Here is a 19,226-nt window from a genome sequence, read left to right on the forward strand (position 1 = left end):
CGCCGGGCCACGATCAACAGGCGCTGGCTAGTCCACTAGATAGATCTCGACGCGCTCCTTGTGCGCCCCGATGTTGTTGCGCTTGAGGCGAAGCCGTCCGACTTCGCCGGTCTTGCGCAGGTGCGTGCCGCCGCAGGGCACCTGGGAGAACCCCTCGATGTGCCAGCAGCGGCGCAGATGTTCGGCGTTGGTGAAGCGGCTTTCGATCGGCAGGTCGGCGGCCACCAAGCGTTCGACCTGCTCGAGGATCTCAGGGAAGTACTGGCTGACGTTGTCCTCCATTACAAAGTCGATGCGAGCCTTGTCCTGGCTGATGTGGGCGCCGACTTTCTCCAGCCCGGGAAATTTCTTGTAGAACAGCTCAAGGACGATTTCGGCGGCGAAGTGCAGGTGCATCAGGGCATAGCGCCGGGTCCAATCGATCCGCACGTTGACCAGGTCGCCCACGGCGAAGTCCGGCTCGGCTGCCAGGCGATAGACGATCCGGTCGTCGACCACCCTGGCTTGGGCAACCTCGATTCGGTTGATGGTGCCGTGGTCCGACTCCTGGCCACCGGATTCGGCGAAGAAGATCGTCGTGCTGATCGTCACGTCGCACCCTTCGATACTCAGCACGCGAGCATCCAGGGAGGTGAGATAGGGAGTACTCCAGAAGGCACGTTCCATATGGCTTGTCTGTCTTGTTCCATGGGGAGGGGCGAAAGGTAGCGTAGAAGCATTGAAGAGCGCTTTCGAGGAAAACTGACCGCCGGCCGGGTAGTGGCCCGATGGCAGGCTCATGCCCGAGCTTGCCCATGGCCTTGTTTGTGAGTGACCAAGGTCTTGCTTCTACAGGTTCTCGGGCTATTGACGGGGGCCTTGTGCCACAAGGGCTGCAGCAAGAAAAAGCGCGGCTGAAGCTCCCGGCGGTCTGCCCGCCGTCGCTCAGTTAGGTTAACCTTGAAGGTTGGGAGTGCTGTGTATCGCACCACGAGGCTTAGCAGGCCTGTTTTCACCTTTTTCACGAGGTCCATATTTTGGCTCAATACGTTTTCACCATGCATCGGCTGGGCAAGGTCGTTCCGCCGAAGCGGGAAATCCTGAAAAACATCTCCCTGTCCTTCTTCCCCGGAGCCAAGATCGGCGTACTGGGCCTCAACGGTTCGGGTAAGTCCACGCTGCTGAAGATCATGGCTGGCGTCGATACCGAGTTCGAAGGTGAAGCACGGCCGATGCCGGAGCTGAACATCGGCTACCTGCCCCAGGAGCCGCAGCTGGACCCGACCAAGAGCGTGCGGGAGGTGGTCGAGGAGGCGGTCAGCGTGATCAAGGACGCCCAGGCCCGCCTGGACGAGGTCTATGCCGCCTACGCCGACCCTGATGCCGACTTCGACAAGCTGGCCGCCGAGCAGGCCAAGCTGGAAGCCATCCTGCAGGCCAGCGACGGCCACAACCTGGAGCGCCAGCTGGAAGTCGCCGCCGATGCCCTGCGCCTGCCGGCCTGGGACGCCCGCGTCGAGCACCTGTCCGGTGGCGAGAAACGCCGCGTGGCCCTGTGCCGCCTGCTGCTATCGGCCCCCGACATGCTGCTGCTCGACGAACCGACCAACCACCTGGACGCCGACTCGGTGGCCTGGCTGGAGCACTTCCTGCACGACTTCCCGGGCACCGTGGTAGCCATTACTCACGACCGTTACTTCCTCGACAACGTCGCCGGCTGGATCCTGGAACTGGACCGCGGCGCGGGCATCCCGTACGAAGGCAACTACTCCGGCTGGCTGGAGGCCAAGTCGGCGCGCCTGGCCCAGGAATCCAAGCAGCAGTCGGCCCACGAGAAGGCCATGAAGGAAGAGCTGGAATGGGTGCGCAAAGGCGCCAAGGCCCGCCAGTCCAAGTCCAAGGCCCGCCTGCAGCGTTTCGAGGAAATGCAGTCCCAGGAATTCCAGAAGCGCAGCGAGACCAACGAGATCTACATTCCGGCCGGTCCGCGCCTGGGCGACAAGGTCATCGAGTTCAAGAACGTCACCAAGGGTTATGGCGACCGCGTGCTGATCGACAACCTGTCGTTCTCCATGCCCAAGGGCGCCATCGTCGGCGTGATCGGCGGTAACGGCGCCGGTAAATCGACCCTGTTCCGCATGATCATGGGCAAGGAGCAGCCGGACTCGGGCAGCATCGAGATCGGCGAAACCGTGCAACTGGCCTGTGTGGACCAGAGCCGCGAGGACCTGGATGGCAGCAAGACCGTGTTCCAGCAGATTTCCGACGGTTCCGACCAGATCCGCATCGGCAACTACGAGATCCCGTCGCGCACCTATGTCGGCCGCTTCAACTTCAAGGGCGGCGACCAGCAGAAGTTCGTCAAGGACCTCTCCGGCGGTGAACGTGGCCGCCTGCACCTGGCCCTGACCCTGAAGGAGGGCGGCAACGTCCTGCTGCTCGACGAACCGTCCAACGACCTCGACGTCGAGACCCTGCGTTCCCTGGAGGAAGCCCTGCTGGACTTCCCTGGCGCCGCCATCGTGATTTCCCACGATCGCTGGTTCCTGGACCGCGTGGCCACCCACATCCTGGCCTACGAGGACGATTCCCAGGCGGTATTCTTCGAAGGCAACTACACCGAGTACGAAGCCGACCGCAAGAAGCGCCTGGGCGAAGCCGCGGCGCAACCGCACCGTGTACGGCACAAGAAGCTGGCCTGATCGGCTCGCTGCTGGAAACGAACGGAGCCCACTGGGCTCCGTTTTTTATGCCTGGAGAACTGATCGGCGGGCTAATTTGCCGGTTTTGGAGGACGTTCAAAGTGAGTGCAAAGCTGCGGCGTTTTGTCACCAATCCAGTGCGTATGAGGCCTGAAGGTTGGGTCTATTTATATTTTTTGCACCATTTAAATTCATAACTGCGACATTTTGCTCTGTCCCAGTGCAGATTGAATTGCTAAAGTCCCTGGCAAATCTCCCCCTTAACGACAATAAATCCGCCGAGACTTTCCATGATCGAATCCGTCGAAGACTTCCTCGCCCGCCTGAAAAAGCGCGATCCGGACCAGCCAGAATTCCACCAGGCGGTGGAAGAGGTGCTGCGTAGCCTATGGCCGTTTCTGGAAGCCAACCCGCATTACCTGGAGTCCGGGATTCTCGAACGGATTTGCGAGCCGGAACGTGCCGTGGTGTTTCGTGTGTCCTGGGTCGACGACCAGGGCAAGGTCCGGGTCAACCGTGGTTTCCGCATCCAGATGAACAGCGCCATCGGTCCCTACAAGGGCGGCCTGCGCTTCCATCCGTCGGTGAACATGGGCGTGCTGAAGTTCCTGGCTTTCGAGCAGACCTTCAAGAACTCCCTCACTTCCCTGCCCATGGGCGGCGGCAAGGGTGGCTCGGACTTCAACCCCAAGGGCAAGAGCGATGCCGAAGTCATGCGCTTCTGCCAGGCCTTCATGAGCGAGCTGTACCGGCACATCGGTGCGGACGTGGACGTGCCGGCCGGGGATATCGGTGTCGGTGCCCGGGAAATCGGCTTCCTGTTCGGCCAGTACAAGCGCCTGAGCAACCAGTTCACCTCGGTGCTCACCGGCAAGGGCATGAGTTACGGCGGCAGCCTGATTCGCCCGGAGGCCACGGGCTTTGGCTGCGTGTACTTCGCCGAGGAAATGCTCAAGCGGCGTGACGACCGGGTCGAAGGCAAGCGCGTGGCGATCTCCGGCTCCGGCAACGTGGCGCAATACGCTGCCCGCAAGGTCATGGACCTGGGGGGCAAGGTGATCTCGTTGTCGGACTCCGAAGGCACCCTGTACTGCGAGTCCGGCCTGAGCGAAGAGCAATGGCAAGCGGTGCTGGAGCTCAAGAACGTCCAGCGTGGGCGCATCAGCGAGCTGGCCAGCCGCTTCGGCCTGGAGTTCCGTGCCGGCAAGACACCATGGGACCTGCCTTGCGATATCGCACTGCCTTGTGCCACCCAGAACGAGCTGGACGCCGAGGCGGCCCGCACGCTGCTGCGCAATGGCTGCATCTGTGTCGCCGAGGGCGCCAACATGCCCACTACCCTGGAGGCTGTGGATATCTTCATCGACGCTGGCATCCTGTTCGCCCCGGGCAAGGCCTCCAACGCTGGTGGGGTGGCGGTGAGCGGGCTGGAAATGTCGCAGAACGCCATGCGCCTGCTGTGGACCGCCGGCGAAGTGGACAGCAAGCTGCACGCCATCATGCAGTCGATCCACCATGCCTGCGTGCACTACGGTGAAGAAAACGGCCGGATCAACTACGTCAAGGGCGCCAACATCGCCGGGTTCGTCAAGGTGGCCGATGCCATGCTGGCCCAGGGCGTGGTCTGAATCGGTTCAGGCCGGTTCGATGCCGATGACCTCGATCAAGCGGTCGCCCGCCGGCCGCTGCCACCAGACCTCGTCCCCGAGACGCGCGCCCAGCAAGGCGCGGCCCAGGGGCGAGGCCCAGTTCACCAGGCCCCTGGCGACATCGGCCTGGTCCTCGCCGACCAGTTGCACACTCTTTGGGTCGCCTGCTTCGTCCACATAAGTCACCCGGCTGCCGATCTGTACCCGGTCGCTGGCGCTCGCTTGTACCACCTGGGCGCTGTGCAGGCGCTGGGTGAAGTAGCGCAGGTCCCGTTCCAGCTCCGCCAGGCGCTGGGGATCGCCGGCATCTTGCAATCCGCGCTGCTGCTGTAGCTGCGCAACCCTGTCCTGCAGCTCCACCAGCCCCTGTGGCGTAACGTAGTTGGGCTGGCTGCTGACCTGGCGCTCCACCGGCTGTGCGGCTTGGGCGGCGGCCTGGTCTTCGTTGACGAAAGCACGACTCATGGCGGTTCTCCCTGGTTGGGGTTGGCCATGGTGGCAGGTCCCAGGCCTGGAGCAATGCCTGAAAGCGACCTATTGCGAACGATAGGCTCGGGCGGCATCGCGATCCTTCTCCTGCTGCCAGGCCCGCTCACGCTCATCCCAGTGGCGCTGGCGATACTGTTCGCGGTCCTGGTTCTCCAGCATGGCCTGGCACTGGCGAAAGCCGTCGCTCCAGCCCTCGGTGTATTGCGCATCCTTGAGATAGCGGGGGACGTCCTTGCGAAACTCTCCACTGATGGAGCCGGCTGCCTGTCGGCCACTGACACAGCCGTCGTCGAAACCATCGGCAAAGGCCGGTGGATAACCCTGCTTGAGCAAATACTCGTGGTTCGACTCACAACCACCGATCAGGGCCAGTGCCAGCAATGCCCAAGCGTAACGCCACATCGAGGAGCTCCCAGACTTCACATGAGTGAAGTCTAGAAGGGCATTTGTCGGCGACGCGTGAAAACCTTGTCGCTAGGCGCTTGACGCTAGCAGCTGCCGTTAATAGTGGTACCACTTGAGTTCGAGCATGACTTCATTGACCGGGCTGGCCAGCTGGCTGAACTCGCGCTGGGCGCTCAGGCGCAGGCCCAGGTTGCGTGACAGCTCCCATTGCTGGTTGAGGCTCAGGCTGCGGCGCACTTCGCCGTTGGTGAAGTAGTCGCCCTTGGCTTCGAGGCTGAAATTGCCCAAGGGGTTTTTCCAGAGGATGCCGGAATCGAAGCCGGCCGCCGGAGCGATGAAGCCGGCGAAGTCGGCATTGTGTTCCACCCGAACCGTGCCCAGCGCAAAGCCCAGGGTGTCCTCGCCCAATTGCCAGGTGCCGCCGGCACCGCCATTGACGTGGCTGACCAGGGTTTCGTCGTCATGCTTGCCCGGTACTCGCTCCAGGCCGCCGGTGACTTGCCAGGACCACGGCTGCAGCAGCTCGTTGCGTGGGGTCAGGGAGCGGATGGTCGCCAGGTCCAGCTGTTGCAACTGCCAGCGGTTGCCTTCGTACTGGCGCAGTTTCATCTGCAGGATCTCGATCTGCGCCCCGAGGGGGAAACCTTCGGCGTTGTCGTTGAGATCGTGATAGGCCATGCGCAGGCCGTATTCGGCGAAGGCCTTGTCCTCCCGCGTGCCGACGCCAAGCTGCCAGGTTCGCGACTGGTGGCCGTCTTCCGGCAGGCCCGGGCGTTGGATCTGCAGCTCGGGCGCCGGGTTCTGGTTGATGGCCTTGAGCAGCTCGAAGCTGCGCTGCGAACGTTCGGCGTCGCGCTCCAGGCCGTTGGCCCGATAGCGCTCCAGGCGGTAGGCCGCATCGACGACCAGGGCCTGGCGATCCCGGGGCAGGGCCTTGAACCCGGGGTCTTGCAATTGTTTCTGGTCGGCGCTGACCTTGAGCACCCATTGCTGTTCTTCATGGCTCAAGGGCTGGGCGCGGCTGAGCAGCTCGCGCTCGCGGGACGGACGGTAGTCGATGCGCTCCACCAGCCCGGCGTCCTTGACAGCCTTGACCGTGTCGGTGGGGATCGCGGTGAGCGGGAACTGGCCGGTCAGGCGCAGGCTCGGGCGGGCGACCTGGAGCAGTTCCAGCAAGCGGTAGGAGCAGTTTTCGTCGAAGAAGAAGTAGTCGAACTTGATCTGCTTCAGTTCCCAGACATGCTCCACCATGCGCTCGGTTTCTTCCTGGGTCAGGTTCAGCCGGTACTCCCACAGGTCGCGGTTCTCCAGGCTGCGGTACTCCGCCAGCTTCTCCTGATAGGGGACCAGGGCAAACAGCCCGGGATAGCCGCCCATCAGGCCTTTCCAGGCATAGAGGATGCTGTTGTCCGAACCTTCGATATAGGCGCCGAAGTTGATCGCGTAGCTGAGCAGGGCCGTGTGGTTGCTCTGCACGTCTGCCTGGTCGATACGCAGCAGGGTGTGGCCGAACATCGACGAAGGGCTGTTGAGGTAGGCCGCCGGGAAGATCATCACCGTGCTGTGGGGGGCGACGTCCTTGAACCATTGGCTGAACTCGTTGCACTGGACCGCAGGCAGGTCGTTGAGCCCCAGCTGGGCCTTGAGCCAGCGGGTGCGGGCCGGGTAGACGCACTGGGCATGGCGTTCGCCGACGCTGGCCGGAGCATAGAGCGCATCGAGGGTCGCGCTCAGCTCGGCATCGGGATGATGGGCGCCGTCGGCGGCGAGGAAGAAGCGCGGATCGCTGACGTAGCTGCGCCAGCCGCCAAGCTTGGCGGTCTCGTAGTGGCCGATGGAGATCCAGAAGGGATCGTTGGCCAGTTGCTGCAAACGTTGTGAGTCAATGTGGGGCGCGGCGTACAGCGGGGCGCAGGCACAGAGCGCCAGGTAGGCAAGGCGTTTGAGCATGGTGGGCAACTTGAGTCGGAAATACAAAAGCCCGGAAGGGGCAGGACCAGAAAGAAAAACCCGCTCCCCGAAAGGAGCGGGCGGGGGCCGGCTTAGGCTGGAGTGGCGTACTTGGCCAGGCGAGCATCGCCTTTGAGTACGGCCAGGGTGTTGGCATGCACGTCTTCGGCGGTCACGTCGGCCTTGCTGAAGATCTGCTGGAAGTGTTCATGGGTAACCGCGGCGAAGTGCGCACGGTCTTCGGGAGCTACGCCCAGGACGACGGCGTAGGTGGTCAGGGCTTCGCCCTGGCCCTTGGCCATGTCTTCGGACAGCTCGTTCATCATGCCGTTCATGGCGAACCAGGATTTGCCACCGTAGGTCAGGGCGGCGTTGGTGGAGCAGCCGTTGGTGCCGGAGGTCATGCCGAAGGTGGCGTTGCCGGAGGTACCGTTGGTGGTGGAAGCCAGGAAGTGGGCAGGAGTGCCGCGCTGGCCTTTGAACAGCATGTTACCCCAACCGCAGTCTGGGCCACCTGGCGCTTGGGCCATGGCGTTCAGGGAGACGGCGGTGAAGAGAGTACCGAGAAGAATCCGTTTCATAGCGTTGTTCTCTTTGTGCATACCAATAATGGACAGGGAGGTTGGTCCGTGCAGGCACCAGGGGACCGGTTATTTATCCGGTCGCGCAGGTTGGAGTTTAGGCAGAATCCATCGGTTCCGTAAGTATTTACAACGCGATACTGGATATGCCAGGTGGCCCCTGGCATGGGGGGACAGGCTGCGGTCCGTCCCAGTTCGGCCAGCAGGCGCGCCTTGCCAGCCGGGCCTGGCCAGCGCCAGAATGCCGCCATCCGCCCCGCCTGATGTAAGGAAGTCCGATGCCTGATCCTGTTGCCGCCAGCCTGCGTCTCGCGCCTGAGGCCTTGACCCGCCCGTTCTCCGCTGAGCAGTTCAGCTTCTCGACCACCAATGATCTGGAGCCCTTTCGCGGTGTGCTTGGCCAGGAACGCGCAGTGGAGGCCTTGCAGTTCGGCGTGGCCATGCCGCGCCCCGGTTACAACGTATTCGTCATGGGCGAACCGGGCACCGGGCGCTTTTCCTTCGTCAAGCGCTACCTGAAGGCCGAGGGCAAGCGCCTGCACACGCCATCGGACTGGGTCTACGTCAACAATTTCGACGAACCGCGCGAGCCCCGGGCGCTGGAACTGGCGGCGGGGGCCGCGGGCAGCTTCATCGCCGATATCAACGGCCTGATCGACAACCTGCTGGCAACCTTTCCGGCGGTCTTCGAACACCCGTCCTACCAGCAGAAGAAGAGCGCCATCGACCGGGCCTTCAACCAGCGCTATGACCGTGCCCTGGATGTGATCGAGCGCCTGGCCCTGGAGAAGGACGTGGCGCTGTATCGCGATAGCAGCAATATCGCCTTCACTCCGATGTACGAAGGCAAGGCGTTGGACGAGGCCGAGTTCGCCCAGTTGCCGGAGGCTGATCGCGAGCGTTTCCACGAGGACATTTCCGCCCTTGAAGAACGCCTCAACGAAGAACTGGCGAGCCTGCCGCAGTGGAAGCGCGAATCGAGCAACCAGCTGCGCCAGCTCAATGAGGAAACCATCACCCTGGCCCTGCAGCCGTTGCTGGCGCCATTGTCGGAGAAATACGCGGAGAACGCCGGGGTCTGTGGCTACCTGCAGGCCATGCAGGTCTACCTGCTGAAAACCGTGGTCGAGCAGCTGGTGGACGACAGCAAGACCGACGCCGTGGCGCGCAAGCTGTTGGAGGAGCAGTACTGCCCGAGCCTGGTGGTCGGTCATCCCGCCAGCGGTGGTGCCCCGGTGGTGTTCGAGCCCCATCCGACCTACGACAACCTGTTCGGGCGGATCGAGTACAGCACTGACCAGGGCGCGCTCTACACCACCTATCGACAGTTGCGCCCTGGGGCATTGCATCGGGCCAACGGCGGTTTCCTGATCCTGGAAGCCGAGAAGATGCTCAGCGAACCCTTCGTCTGGGATGCCCTCAAGCGTGCCTTGCAGTCGCGCAAGCTGAAGATGGAGTCGCCGCTGGGGGAAATGGGTCGCCTGGCTACCGTGACCCTGACGCCGCAGATGATCCCGCTGCAGGTCAAGGTGATCATCATCGGTGCTCGCCAGCTGTACTACACGCTGCAGGACCTGGATCCGGACTTCCAGGAAATGTTCCGCGTGCTGGTGGACTTCGACGAAGACATCCCGATGGTGGACGAGAGCCTCGAGCAGTTCGCCCAGTTGCTCAAGACCCGTACCTCGGAGGAGGGCATGGCACCTCTGACCGCGGATGCGGTGGCGCGCCTGGCGACCTACAGCGCGCGCCTGGCCGAGCACCAGGGACGCTTGTCGGCGCGGATCGGCGATCTGTTCCAACTGGTCAGCGAGGCCGACTTCATCCGCCACCTGGCCTCGGACGAAATGACCGATGCCGGGCATATCGAACGTGCGCTCAAGGCCAAGGCCACCCGTACCGGGCGGGTCTCGGCGCGGATTCTCGACGACATGCTGGCCGGCATCATCCTCATCGACACCGATGGCGCGGCCGTAGGCAAGTGCAACGGCCTGACGGTACTGGAGGTGGGCGATTCGGCTTTCGGCGTGCCGGCGCGGATTTCCGCCACGGTCTACCCCGGCGGCAGTGGCATCGTCGACATCGAGCGTGAGGTCAACCTGGGGCAGCCGATCCACTCCAAGGGAGTGATGATCCTGACCGGCTACCTGGGCAGCCGTTATGCCCAGGAGTTTCCCCTGGCGATCTCGGCGAGCATCGCCCTGGAACAATCCTACGGTTATGTGGATGGCGACAGTGCTTCGCTGGGCGAGGCCTGCACGCTGATCTCGGCGCTGTCGAGGACGCCACTCAAGCAATGCTTCGCCATCACCGGCTCGATCAACCAGTTCGGTGAAGTACAGGCGGTCGGCGGGGTCAACGAGAAGATCGAAGGCTTCTTCCGCCTGTGCGAAGCCCGTGGGCTGACCGGTGAGCAGGGCGCGATCATTCCCCAGGCCAACGTCGCCACCCTGATGCTCGACGAGAAGGTCCTGCAGGCAGTGCGCGATGGGATGTTCCATGTGTATGCGGTGCGCCAGGCCGACGAGGCCCTGAGCCTGCTGGTGGGCGAACCTGCCGGCGAGCCGGATGCCGATGGCCAGTTTCCCGAGGGCAGCGTGAATGCCCGGGTGGTGGAGCGCTTGCGGGTGATCGCCGAGATGATCGGCGAGGAAGACCTGAAGGAGGCGGAGAAGGAGTCGGCGCAGGAGGCATTGGCGGAAACCAAGCCGGCCTGATGACGGACGATGGCGAGGGCACTGGCTCTCGCCATCGGCGTCGATGCGCTGACGCCAATTTTTCAAAGTAGACCATTCGGCGCCTGTTGGACCGGTCAACTTTGTTTATCGGGCTTTTCTTCTATTCTCAGGGCAAGGAGAACGACAATCGTCGCTGGATCGAAACAGCCTTCGACCGAAGGCTGAATAGTGGATCTACCCGAGGGTCGCCGCCATGTCGCGCAACCTTTGCCTCACTCGCCAATGCCTTGGCCTCGTCACCCGTATCGAATGCTGCGTCCGCCCCCTGGCGGGAGACAACGGTATGTGGACCCTGCTCTTCGCCGCCGGAATGGCCGGTGAACAACCCTCGGCAATCAAGTCCCAGGGGCCGTTCTGCGGTCCGGTGGTGGCCGAGTCCATTCTCGATTCCATCGTTGAAAGCCTGACGACCCATGGCTACCAACTTGCTGACGACCCGCAGATCTGGTGCTTGCACCTGCAGGCCCAGTTGCGTCAGATCAATGGGGAGCGGGGGCGCAACAGTGGCGACTGCCAGTTCCACCCCGAGCGCTGATGGCCGGGCCGAATGCCCGGCTAGGGTGCGACAGGCGCGGCGTCGACCTTGTCGAGCTTGACCTCGAAGCCATACTCCACGGTGTTCAGCTCAGTGCGGTTGTAGCTTTCCAGCTGGCTTGGCTGGCCGTAGAAATAATGCACGTCATATAGCGCCGGACCGTATTCCCGGGCGCTGTGGGAGACTGCGAGGATTTCCTTGAGGTACTGGCCGCTTCCATCCTTGGCGTAGAAGCGCCAGGCATCCGAGGGAAAGAGTTGTTGGTCGACGATCAGGGCATTGCCCTTGAGTTCCAGGCCCTTGGGCAACTGCCGTGCATCGAGGGTTTGTTTCTCGATATTGGCCAGGAACAACGGGATCGAGCCGACGGCATAGGCGGGGGTTTCCGGGAACAGGTTCAGGTCATAGGTGATCAAGCCGCGCAAGGCGTCGATCTCGAAGGCCTCATCCGGCAATTCGATGGGCTCGCCGCGCTGGCCCTGGTCGTTCTGGGTGAAGAAGGTCAGTGGTGTGTCGCCTGTGCTGAACTGCCCGTCCAGCAGTTCGTCGTTGAAGGTCCGCGGATGGTTGAACTCGATGCGTGCATCACTGGCGTCCTCCACCGACTGGCTGATGGTCACCGACTTCTTCAACGACTCCTCGTCGATCTGCGCTCCCTTGAGGTAACTGGCCGCCTGGTCGTCGTAGACCACCACCGGTAACGGTAGTGCCTGGATGGCCTTGTCGGTGGTGTTGCGTTCGAAGCGCCGCACTGGCAAGTCGAGGTCCTTGCGTGTGACCTGGGCGTTGGAGAAATCCAGTACCGCGACCTCCAGCTTGTCCACTATGCCGTTGAAATAGACCTTGGCGTAGCGTCGGGTGTGCTGGCGGTCGAAGGCGTGCTGTTCATCTTCCAATTGCTTTTCGAAGGCATCGGTCCATGCGCTCTGCTTCTGCATTGCAGCCAACTGGCGCCGGTAGAAGGCGATTTGCTCGGCATCCTCGTTGATCGAACCGGATCGGGAGAGAACCTGGCCGCTGGTATCCCGGGCCTGCACCATCAGGGCGTTGACCGACGCATCACTGGCCTCTTCGGACAATGGAGCATTGTTGTTCATCTCGATTTCGGCGAAGTTTTTCTCCAGTGCCAGCAGTGTCAGGCTGATGTTGCCGTCCTTGTGTGGCTTGCCGATGTCGGCCTTGGCCAGTTCGAAAATCAGTACTCGCCCGGGCGCTATCACTTCGAGCTTGCCTTGCAGGGAGACAGGTTGCGGTTGGCTCTTGTTGTCGATCTCCAGGCCTTCGACGAAAGGGTAGGCGACGGTCAGGTCATCCGGGTTGGTGATGTTCGAGCTGGAGGGGCTCAGCTGGATGCCCGGGTCGGTTTCCGACCACTCGGGTTGGAAGTCCACGATTTTCTTGTTGCTCAAGGTGACCGACTGCCATTCCAGGCCATGGGGAAAGGGAAAATGCCCGGGAACGCTGAAGCTGAAGGGAAAGATCGGTTGCAGGTCGGTCAGGTAATCCGAGTTAGAACGCTTGCGCAGTACGAACAGGCCATTGACATAGGTATCCACCAGGGCCTGCGGGTTGGGGTAATGCTTGAGCACGGCGAGGTTGTCATCGCCGTACTCGATCTCGATGGGCTTGCTGGCGAGCTTGAGTTGGGCTCGTTCCAGCAACAGCAGCGAACCGCCAAGATCGGCGAAGGCATCCTTGAGCTTGGGGTCCTGGATGGCCGCAAGGGACTTTTCCAGTTGCGCGGCCTCGTCCTTGAGGTTGGCCTCCTGCTTTTCATCGCTGGGCGAACAGCCGCCGCTGCTCAGCAGGGCCAGACCAAGGCCGAGGCTCGCCAAAGGCAATCGCAAATCCATTTTCCAGTTTTCCTGTCCAGGGTCGATGGGCGGTTGGAGTGGCTTCGACACTAGCAGAAAAAGCGCCCGGAAAAACCCGTGGACCTGTGGTTTATGGGGTTTTGGGGCGCTGATATACTCGCCGCCGTTTTCACACCGGCTGCGAGATTCCAATGGAACGTTTTATCGAAAATACAATGTATGCCTCACGCTGGCTGCTGGCGCCGATCTACTTCGGTCTGTCATTGGGCCTGCTGGCGCTGGCATTGAAGTTCTTCCAGGAAGTTTTCCACGTCATTCCCAACGTGTTCGCCATGGCTGAGTCCGAGCTGATCCTGGTCCTGTTGTCGTTGATCGACATGGCACTGGTGGGCGGCTTGTTGGTGATGGTGATGATTTCCGGCTACGAGAACTTCGTATCGCAGCTGGATATCGATGAAAACAAGGAAAAGCTCAGCTGGCTGGGCAAGATGGACTCCTCGTCGCTGAAGATGAAAGTGGCAGCCTCCATCGTGGCGATTTCCTCGATCCACCTGCTGCGGGTGTTCATGGATGCCAAGAACACTCCGACGGAGTACCTGCTGTGGTACGTGGTGATCCACATGACCTTCGTGGTCTCGGCGTTTGCCATGGGCTACCTGGACAAGCTGACCAAGCACTGAAGAACGCTGGATTGCCTGTAAGCCGCCCGGCCGTTGTGAAACGGACGGGCGGCGTCGTTTGTAGCTTGTGCTTTTCCTGGTCGGGGCATATCCCTTTAGTGTCACGGGCCAATGCATGAGGTGCGCTCATGAACCTGCAGGAAATGAATGCCTATGCCATCGCCGGAAAACTCGACGAACTGAACCTGATCTCCCTGGAGGGCGGGATCTACCTGCTCGAAGCGCGCATGCGCGGGACGGCCTACCCCTTGAGCGATGCCCACGGCCAGACGTTCCACCTGCGTTCGGTGGAGCATGCTCGCGAAGTGCTGCAAGCCTTTCCCGACTTGCCTTTCAACCTGATCCATACCTCGGTGCATGATGAGATGTGCGGCTTGTCCGGTACTGTCGAGGACAATCTGAAGGTTCCCATCGTCCTGCACTCCGGTGGTTGAGGCCGGGCGGCGATGATCCGCGCCGGCCTTCTGTGCTAGTCTGCTCGCCCTTTTGGTTCCGGGCGCTCCGGAATGCGCTGTGTCTGCACGGCCTTTCCCGAGCCGTCCGCACAGCGGAGCAGCGTCATGTCCGAAGTAAACCTGTCCACCGACGAAACCCGCGTCAGCTACGGCATTGGCCGCCAGTTGGGCGACCAACTGCGTGACAACCCACCACCAGGTGTGAGCCTGGAAGCGATCCTGGCTGGCCTCACCGATGCGTTCTCCGGTAAGCCAAGCCGTGTGGGCCAGGAAGAAATGTCCGCCAGCTTCAAGGTCATCCGCGAAATCATGCAGGCTGAAGCCGCTGCCAAGGCTGAGGCCGCAGCCGGCGCTGGTCTGGCTTTCCTGGCTGAAAATGCCAAGCGCGAAGGCATCACCACCCTGGCCTCCGGCCTGCAATTCGAAGTGCTGACCCAGGGCGACGGCGCCAAGCCGACCCGTGAAGATAGCGTGCGTACCCACTACCACGGCACCCTGATCGACGGCACCGTGTTCGACAGCTCCTACGAGCGTGGCCAGCCTGCCGAGTTCCCGGTGGGTGGCGTGATCGCGGGCTGGACTGAAGCGCTGCAACTGATGAACGCCGGTAGCAAATGGCGTCTGTACGTGCCGAGCGAACTGGCTTACGGCGCACAGGGCGTAGGTAGCATCCCGCCGCATAGCGTCCTGGTGTTCGACGTCGAGTTGCTGGACGTTTTGTAATTCCCCGGGGAGCCGACCTGCGGGCGATGGCGGCTTGGCCGCGGATGGTTCATCGCCAGCAGGCAGGCTCCTTTATCGGCTTGGGTTTCATACGCGGATTCTTGCACTCAGGCCCTGGCTTTCGGTGCCGGTCGGTCGCAAGGCTCTGGCGTAGCAGAACAAAAACAGGTTACGCACCAACTCCTTGAGTACCAGTGGCTCGCTGGAGCTCAAGCCATTGAGGTCCAGGTCTCCCTGGTCCTGCAGCTCGTTCAGGGCTTCCTCTTCCAGTACTGCACAGACTTCCCCGGTTTCCCGATGCAGGATTCGCAGGTAGGGATGTGGGCGGTCCAGCCAGGCATCGATCAAATAAGTCATGGTTCTCATCTCCTTGAATGGGGTTCAATGAGAATAATTCTTATTCAATGAATAGCAAGTACCTATTGGCGGTTTCCGCGTTTTTCTGCCCAAGCGGTGCTGTCGCGTAATGGCGCTGGCTTTCGCAGGCTACTTCAAGGGGAGGAGGGGGGGGGGCCTCTCGCGCGCGGCGCGAGAGGGAGAGGATTCAGACTTTGCGGACGAACTCGGACTTGAGCTTCATCGGACCGATACCGTCGATCTTGCAGTCGATGTCATGGTCGCCATCGCACAGGCGGATATTCTTGACCTTGGTGCCGACCTTGACTACCAGCGAGGTGCCCTTGACCTTGAGGTCCTTGATCACGGTGATGGTGTCGCCGTCTTGCAACACGTTGCCCACTGAATCCTTTTTCACAGTTTCAGCGGATACGGCTTCGGCTTCGCCGCCGGCGGACCACTCATGGGCGCACTCGGGGCAGATCAGCTGGATGCCGTCCTCATAGGTGTATTCGGAATTGCATTTTGGGCAGGGTGGCAAAGTGCTCACTTAAGCTCCTCAAGGTCAGGATGGCTAAAGGCGCACATTGTACAGGGTTTTGCCTGGCAGAGGGGGGCAGGGCTAAGGAGCGGAGCCGGCCCCTGCTGCCGCAGGGGCCGGGAGCCTGTCAGTGGGTACGAGCGACGGCGAATTCGCTGAGCTCCACCAAGGCGTCGCGGTACTCGCTTGCCGGCAGGGCTTCCAGGCAGGCGATGGCGCGAGCGACGTAGTCGCGGGCCAGTTGCGCGGTGTAGTCCAGGGAACCGGAGGTTTCGACGGCATTGCGGATGCTTTCCAGGTCCTCGATCCCGCCTTTCTGGATCGCCTGGCGAACCAGGGCGGCCTGTTCCTGAGTGCCTTCGCGCATGGTGTAGATCAGCGGCAGCGTAGGCTTGCCTTCCGCCAAGTCGTCGCCGACGTTCTTGCCCAGGGTCTCGGCGTCACCACGATAATCCAGCAGGTCGTCGACCAGTTGGAAGGCCACGCCCAGGTGGTCGCCGAAGGTCCGCAGGGCCTCGGCCTGCTCCGGTGTGGCACCGGCCAGGGCCGCGGCACTGTGGGTCGAGGCTTCGAAGAGCATCGCGGTCTTGCCGCGGATGACTTCCATGTAGGTTTCTTCGGTGGTGCTGGCGTCGCGTACCTTGGACAGCTGCAGGACTTCGCCCTCGGCGATGACCCGGGTGGCCTGGGACAGGATGCGCATGACTGGCATCGAGCCCAGCTCAACCATCATTTCGAAGGAGCGGGAATACAGGAAGTCACCCACCAATACGCTGGGCGCATTGCCCCACATGGCATTGGCGGTAGAGCGGCCGCGGCGCATGCCGGACATGTCGACCACGTCGTCATGCAGCAGGGTTGCGGTGTGCAGGAATTCGATGGTGGCGGCCAACAGGCGCAACTCTTCGCCTTCGCGGCCCAGGGCCTTGCCGCACAGCAGCACCAGCAAGGGGCGCAGGCGCTTGCCGCCGGCCGACGTAATGTAGTCGCCGATTTTCGAGACCAGCGGTACGCGGGACGTCAGTTGCTTCTTGATGATGCCGTCGACGGCGTTAAAATCTTCCGCCACCGCGCGGTAGAAAGCTTGGGGTTGCATCAGTGACAGGTGCTCCAGAAGGGATGCGCGGCATGCTAGGACCCGCGTCCCCAGGTGTCAAGGCGCCTTCCCGGGTGGCCAAAGCCCCGGCGGGCGGTAATTTGTCAGGGTAGAACACTAGGTTAATGGTCATGGTTTGCCATGAAAACCTGACCACAGGCAGTGGTTCTTCCTGTCTGCGGAGGGGGCGTGACTCCGCCCCGCGCCGCCTGAGCGGCACTTGCAAGGCAATTGTGCCTTGCGTACAATCGCGCACCCTGAACTTCCTGGGCAGCACCTGCCTTACGCAATTGCACAGGGCCGTTCCAGCCCCAAGCAGCCATGCCAGCCAATACCTCTTCCTATTAAGAGCTGGGTGAGCAGGATTATCGGAGAAATACCATGTACGCAGTAATCGTTACCGGCGGTAAGCAATACAAGGTCGCTGAAGGTGAATACCTGAAGATCGAAAAACTGGAAGTCGCCACTGGCGAATCCGTGACTTTTGACCGCGTTCTGTTGGTCGCCAATGGCGACGACGTGAACATCGGCGCACCTGTTGTTGCTGGCGCAACCGTCAAGGCTGAAGTGATCTCCCAAGGTCGTCACGATAAAGTCCGCATCATCAAGTTCCGTCGCCGTAAGCATCACATGAAGCGTATGGGCCACCGCCAGTGGTTCACCGAGATCAAAATCACCGGTATTCAGGCTTAATTTCAGCCTAATTCCTCACTAGGAGAATTGAACTCATGGCACACAAAAAAGCTGGTGGTAGTACCCGTAACGGTCGCGACTCAGAAGCCAAACGCCTTGGCGTGAAGATGTATGGCGGCCAGGTCATCAAGGCCGGCAACATCATCGTGCGTCAGCGCGGCACCCAATTCCACGCTGGCTACGGCGTTGGCATGGGCAAGGATCACACCCTGTTCGCGAAAATCGAAGGCGTGATCAAGTTTGAAGTAAAAGGCGCCTTCGGTCGTCGTTACGTGAGCGTCGTCGCAGCTTAATTGCGCGATCGCTGGAAAAGCCCTGTCTTGCGACGGGGCTTTTTCGTTTGTGGGATGAGTCTCTTGCAAAGCTGTTTGTACGGGCTGCCAGCGTTGGAATTTTCGGTCGTTGATTGAGGCCGCTGCGCTCATTTTTGCAAGAGTCTTATGTCTTGGTTTCTTCAGCTCGCCCGTGCGGCGAGAGGCGTTTGATCATGAAGTTTGTTGATGAAGTTTCGATCCGAGTAAAGGCTGGCGACGGCGGCAATGGTTGCATGAGTTTCCGTCGGGAAAAGTTCATCGAGAACGGTGGTCCCAACGGTGGTGATGGTGGTGATGGTGGCTCGGTCTTCATGGTTGCCGACGAAAACCTCAATACCCTGGTGGACTATCGCTATACCCGTCATTTCGAGGCTGAGCGTGGCTCCAATGGTGGCAGTACCGATTGCACTGGCAAGAAAGGTGAGGACCTGGAGCTGCGGGTTCCGGTTGGTACCACTGTGATCGATGCTGGTACTCAGGAGGTCATCGGGGACCTGACCAAGGCGGGGCAGCGCCTGATGGTGGTGCAGGGTGGTTGGCACGGCCTGGGTAATACCCGCTTCAAGTCCAGTACCAACCGCGCGCCACGCCAGACCACGCCAGGCAAGCCGGGTGAGCAGCGTGACCTCAAGCTGGAGTTGAAAGTTCTGGCGGACGTTGGTCTGCTGGGCTTGCCGAATGCTGGCAAGAGTACCTTTATCCGTTCGGTTTCCGCGGCCAAGCCGAAAGTCGCCGACTATCCGTTCACGACCCTGGTGCCGAACCTGGGCGTGGTCAGCGTCGATCGCTGGAAGAGTTTTGTGATCGCGGATATTCCTGGTTTGATCGAGGGTGCTTCCGATGGGGCTGGCCTGGGGATTCGCTTCCTCAAGCACCTGGCGCGTACGCGCATCCTGTTGCACCTGGTGGACATGGCGCCGCTGGATGAGAGCAGTCCTGCCGATGCCGCTGAGGTGATCGTCAACGAGCTGATGAAGTTCAGTCCGTCCCTGGCTGAGCGTGAGCGCTGGCTGGTGCTGAACAAGAGCGACATGCTTCTCGAGGAAGAGCAGGAGGAGCGAATCAAGGAGATCGTCGATCGCCTGGAGTGGACCGGTCCTGTGTATGTGATTTCGGCTATCTCCAAGGTTGGTACCGAGCGCCTGAGTCGCGACATCATGCGCTACCTGGAAGAGCGTGCCGATCGTCTGGCGGCTGACCCGGTCTTTGCCGATGAGTTGGCTGAGCTCGATCAGCGTATCGAGGATGAGGCGCGTGCCCAGCTGCAGGCCCTGGATGACCAGCGTGCCCTGCGTCGCAGTGGAGTGAAGAGCGTTCATGATATCGGCGACGATGACTGGGATGAGGAAGATGTGGATGATGAGGATGGCCCGGAAATCATCTACGTCCGCGACTGATTCGTCGTTGGTGGGCATGCCCGTGAAGACGGTTTATCTGGCTTGGCGCGGTGTTATCATCGTTGCCGGGCCAGCTTTCAATGCGCCGCTCATCTGAGCGGCGTTTTGGTGTCTGCGCGGCGTAAATACGAATAACCCCATGAGTGGCG

At 61.4% G+C, this 19,226-nt stretch carries 19 protein-coding genes; 10 read left to right on the plus strand and 9 right to left on the minus strand.

Annotated features, from left to right (window positions below; translation table 11 throughout):
- Nucleotides 1-27: 27 nt before the first annotated feature.
- On the minus strand, nt 28-666 hold the full coding sequence (locus H7A76_RS10115) for an alanyl-tRNA editing protein (RefSeq protein WP_185698351.1): 639 nt from the start codon (nt 664-666) through the stop codon (nt 28-30).
- Nucleotides 667-1,016: 350 nt separating this feature from the next.
- Here H7A76_RS10115 and ettA point away from each other — a divergent pair, with 350 nt between their 5' ends.
- Nucleotides 1,017-2,681, plus strand: a complete 1,665-nt coding sequence (gene ettA / locus H7A76_RS10120) for an energy-dependent translational throttle protein EttA (RefSeq protein WP_185698352.1) — start codon at nt 1,017-1,019, stop codon at nt 2,679-2,681.
- A 290-nt stretch (nt 2,682-2,971) separates the two neighbouring features.
- A complete protein-coding gene (gene gdhA / locus H7A76_RS10125; RefSeq protein ID WP_022641106.1) occupies nt 2,972-4,309 on the plus strand; it encodes an NADP-specific glutamate dehydrogenase in 1,338 nt (445 codons plus the stop codon).
- Nucleotides 4,310-4,315: 6 nt separating this feature from the next.
- Here the strand turns inward: gdhA and H7A76_RS10130 are convergent, their stop codons facing one another.
- The 4 genes from H7A76_RS10130 to H7A76_RS10145 all read right to left on the minus strand — a co-directional run bounded on the left by H7A76_RS10130 (nt 4,316) and on the right by H7A76_RS10145 (nt 7,755).
- Nucleotides 4,316-4,795, minus strand: a complete 480-nt coding sequence (locus H7A76_RS10130) for a GreA/GreB family elongation factor (RefSeq protein ID WP_185698353.1) — start codon at nt 4,793-4,795, stop codon at nt 4,316-4,318.
- A gap of 69 nt (nt 4,796-4,864) precedes the next feature.
- On the minus strand, nt 4,865-5,221 hold the full coding sequence (locus H7A76_RS10135) for a hypothetical protein (RefSeq protein WP_185698354.1): 357 nt from the start codon (nt 5,219-5,221) through the stop codon (nt 4,865-4,867).
- Nucleotides 5,222-5,320: 99 nt separating this feature from the next.
- Nucleotides 5,321-7,174: a DUF4105 domain-containing protein gene (locus H7A76_RS10140; protein ID WP_185698355.1), complete on the minus strand. Its 1,854-nt coding sequence runs from the start codon at nt 7,172-7,174 to the stop codon at nt 5,321-5,323.
- 92 nt (nt 7,175-7,266) lie between these two features.
- Nucleotides 7,267-7,755 carry a DUF3015 domain-containing protein gene (locus H7A76_RS10145; RefSeq protein ID WP_185698356.1) on the minus strand — a complete coding sequence of 163 codons (489 nt, stop codon included), beginning with the start codon at nt 7,753-7,755 and terminating at the stop codon, nt 7,267-7,269.
- Between the two features lie 278 nt (nt 7,756-8,033).
- On the opposite strand from H7A76_RS10145, the gene H7A76_RS10150 reads away from it, so the two are divergent.
- Nucleotides 8,034-10,472 (plus strand): Lon protease family protein, encoded by a 2,439-nt coding sequence (locus H7A76_RS10150; RefSeq protein ID WP_185698357.1) that lies wholly within the window; start codon nt 8,034-8,036, stop codon nt 10,470-10,472.
- A gap of 214 nt (nt 10,473-10,686) precedes the next feature.
- Complete coding sequence (locus H7A76_RS10155; protein WP_185698358.1) at nt 10,687-11,028, plus strand: hypothetical protein; 342 nt, start codon at nt 10,687-10,689, stop codon at nt 11,026-11,028.
- A 20-nt stretch (nt 11,029-11,048) separates the two neighbouring features.
- Here the strand turns inward: H7A76_RS10155 and H7A76_RS10160 are convergent, their stop codons facing one another.
- The gene (locus H7A76_RS10160; RefSeq protein ID WP_185698359.1) at nt 11,049-12,881 is read right to left on the minus strand and encodes a hypothetical protein; all 1,833 of its coding nucleotides are present in this window, start codon (nt 12,879-12,881) and stop codon (nt 11,049-11,051) included.
- A gap of 152 nt (nt 12,882-13,033) precedes the next feature.
- On the opposite strand from H7A76_RS10160, the gene H7A76_RS10165 reads away from it, so the two are divergent.
- The 3 genes from H7A76_RS10165 (at nt 13,034) to H7A76_RS10175 (ending at nt 14,700) form a co-directional block, all read left to right on the plus strand.
- Complete coding sequence (locus H7A76_RS10165; RefSeq protein ID WP_031320561.1) at nt 13,034-13,522, plus strand: TIGR00645 family protein; 489 nt, start codon at nt 13,034-13,036, stop codon at nt 13,520-13,522.
- Nucleotides 13,523-13,650: 128 nt separating this feature from the next.
- A complete protein-coding gene (locus H7A76_RS10170) occupies nt 13,651-13,956 on the plus strand; it encodes a DUF6482 family protein (RefSeq protein ID WP_022641097.1) in 306 nt (101 codons plus the stop codon).
- Nucleotides 13,957-14,082: 126 nt separating this feature from the next.
- Nucleotides 14,083-14,700 carry an FKBP-type peptidyl-prolyl cis-trans isomerase gene (locus H7A76_RS10175; RefSeq protein WP_185698360.1) on the plus strand — a complete coding sequence of 206 codons (618 nt, stop codon included), beginning with the start codon at nt 14,083-14,085 and terminating at the stop codon, nt 14,698-14,700.
- An 87-nt stretch (nt 14,701-14,787) separates the two neighbouring features.
- Here the strand turns inward: H7A76_RS10175 and H7A76_RS10180 are convergent, their stop codons facing one another.
- From H7A76_RS10180 to H7A76_RS10190, 3 genes are all read right to left on the minus strand, one after another.
- On the minus strand, nt 14,788-15,057 hold the full coding sequence (locus H7A76_RS10180) for a hypothetical protein (RefSeq protein ID WP_185698361.1): 270 nt from the start codon (nt 15,055-15,057) through the stop codon (nt 14,788-14,790).
- 187 nt (nt 15,058-15,244) lie between these two features.
- Nucleotides 15,245-15,586, minus strand: a complete 342-nt coding sequence (locus tag H7A76_RS10185) for a zinc ribbon domain-containing protein YjdM (RefSeq protein ID WP_103326380.1) — start codon at nt 15,584-15,586, stop codon at nt 15,245-15,247.
- Nucleotides 15,587-15,704: 118 nt separating this feature from the next.
- On the minus strand, nt 15,705-16,673 hold the full coding sequence (locus H7A76_RS10190; RefSeq protein ID WP_185698362.1) for a polyprenyl synthetase family protein: 969 nt from the start codon (nt 16,671-16,673) through the stop codon (nt 15,705-15,707).
- 381 nt (nt 16,674-17,054) lie between these two features.
- On the opposite strand from H7A76_RS10190, the gene rplU reads away from it, so the two are divergent.
- The 3 genes from rplU to cgtA all read left to right on the plus strand — a co-directional run bounded on the left by rplU (nt 17,055) and on the right by cgtA (nt 19,077).
- Nucleotides 17,055-17,366, plus strand: a complete 312-nt coding sequence (gene rplU / locus H7A76_RS10195; protein WP_003228361.1) for a 50S ribosomal protein L21 — start codon at nt 17,055-17,057, stop codon at nt 17,364-17,366.
- A 35-nt stretch (nt 17,367-17,401) separates the two neighbouring features.
- On the plus strand, nt 17,402-17,659 hold the full coding sequence (rpmA, locus tag H7A76_RS10200) for a 50S ribosomal protein L27 (RefSeq protein ID WP_003228360.1): 258 nt from the start codon (nt 17,402-17,404) through the stop codon (nt 17,657-17,659).
- 194 nt (nt 17,660-17,853) lie between these two features.
- Entirely contained in the window at nt 17,854-19,077 is a 1,224-nt protein-coding gene (cgtA, locus tag H7A76_RS10205) for an Obg family GTPase CgtA (RefSeq protein ID WP_185698363.1), read from the plus strand.
- Nucleotides 19,078-19,226 lie beyond the last annotated feature (149 nt).

The sequence above is a fragment of the Pseudomonas sp. MSSRFD41 genome (genome assembly GCF_014230245.1).
Taxonomy (GTDB): domain Bacteria; phylum Pseudomonadota; class Gammaproteobacteria; order Pseudomonadales; family Pseudomonadaceae; genus Aquipseudomonas; species Aquipseudomonas piscis.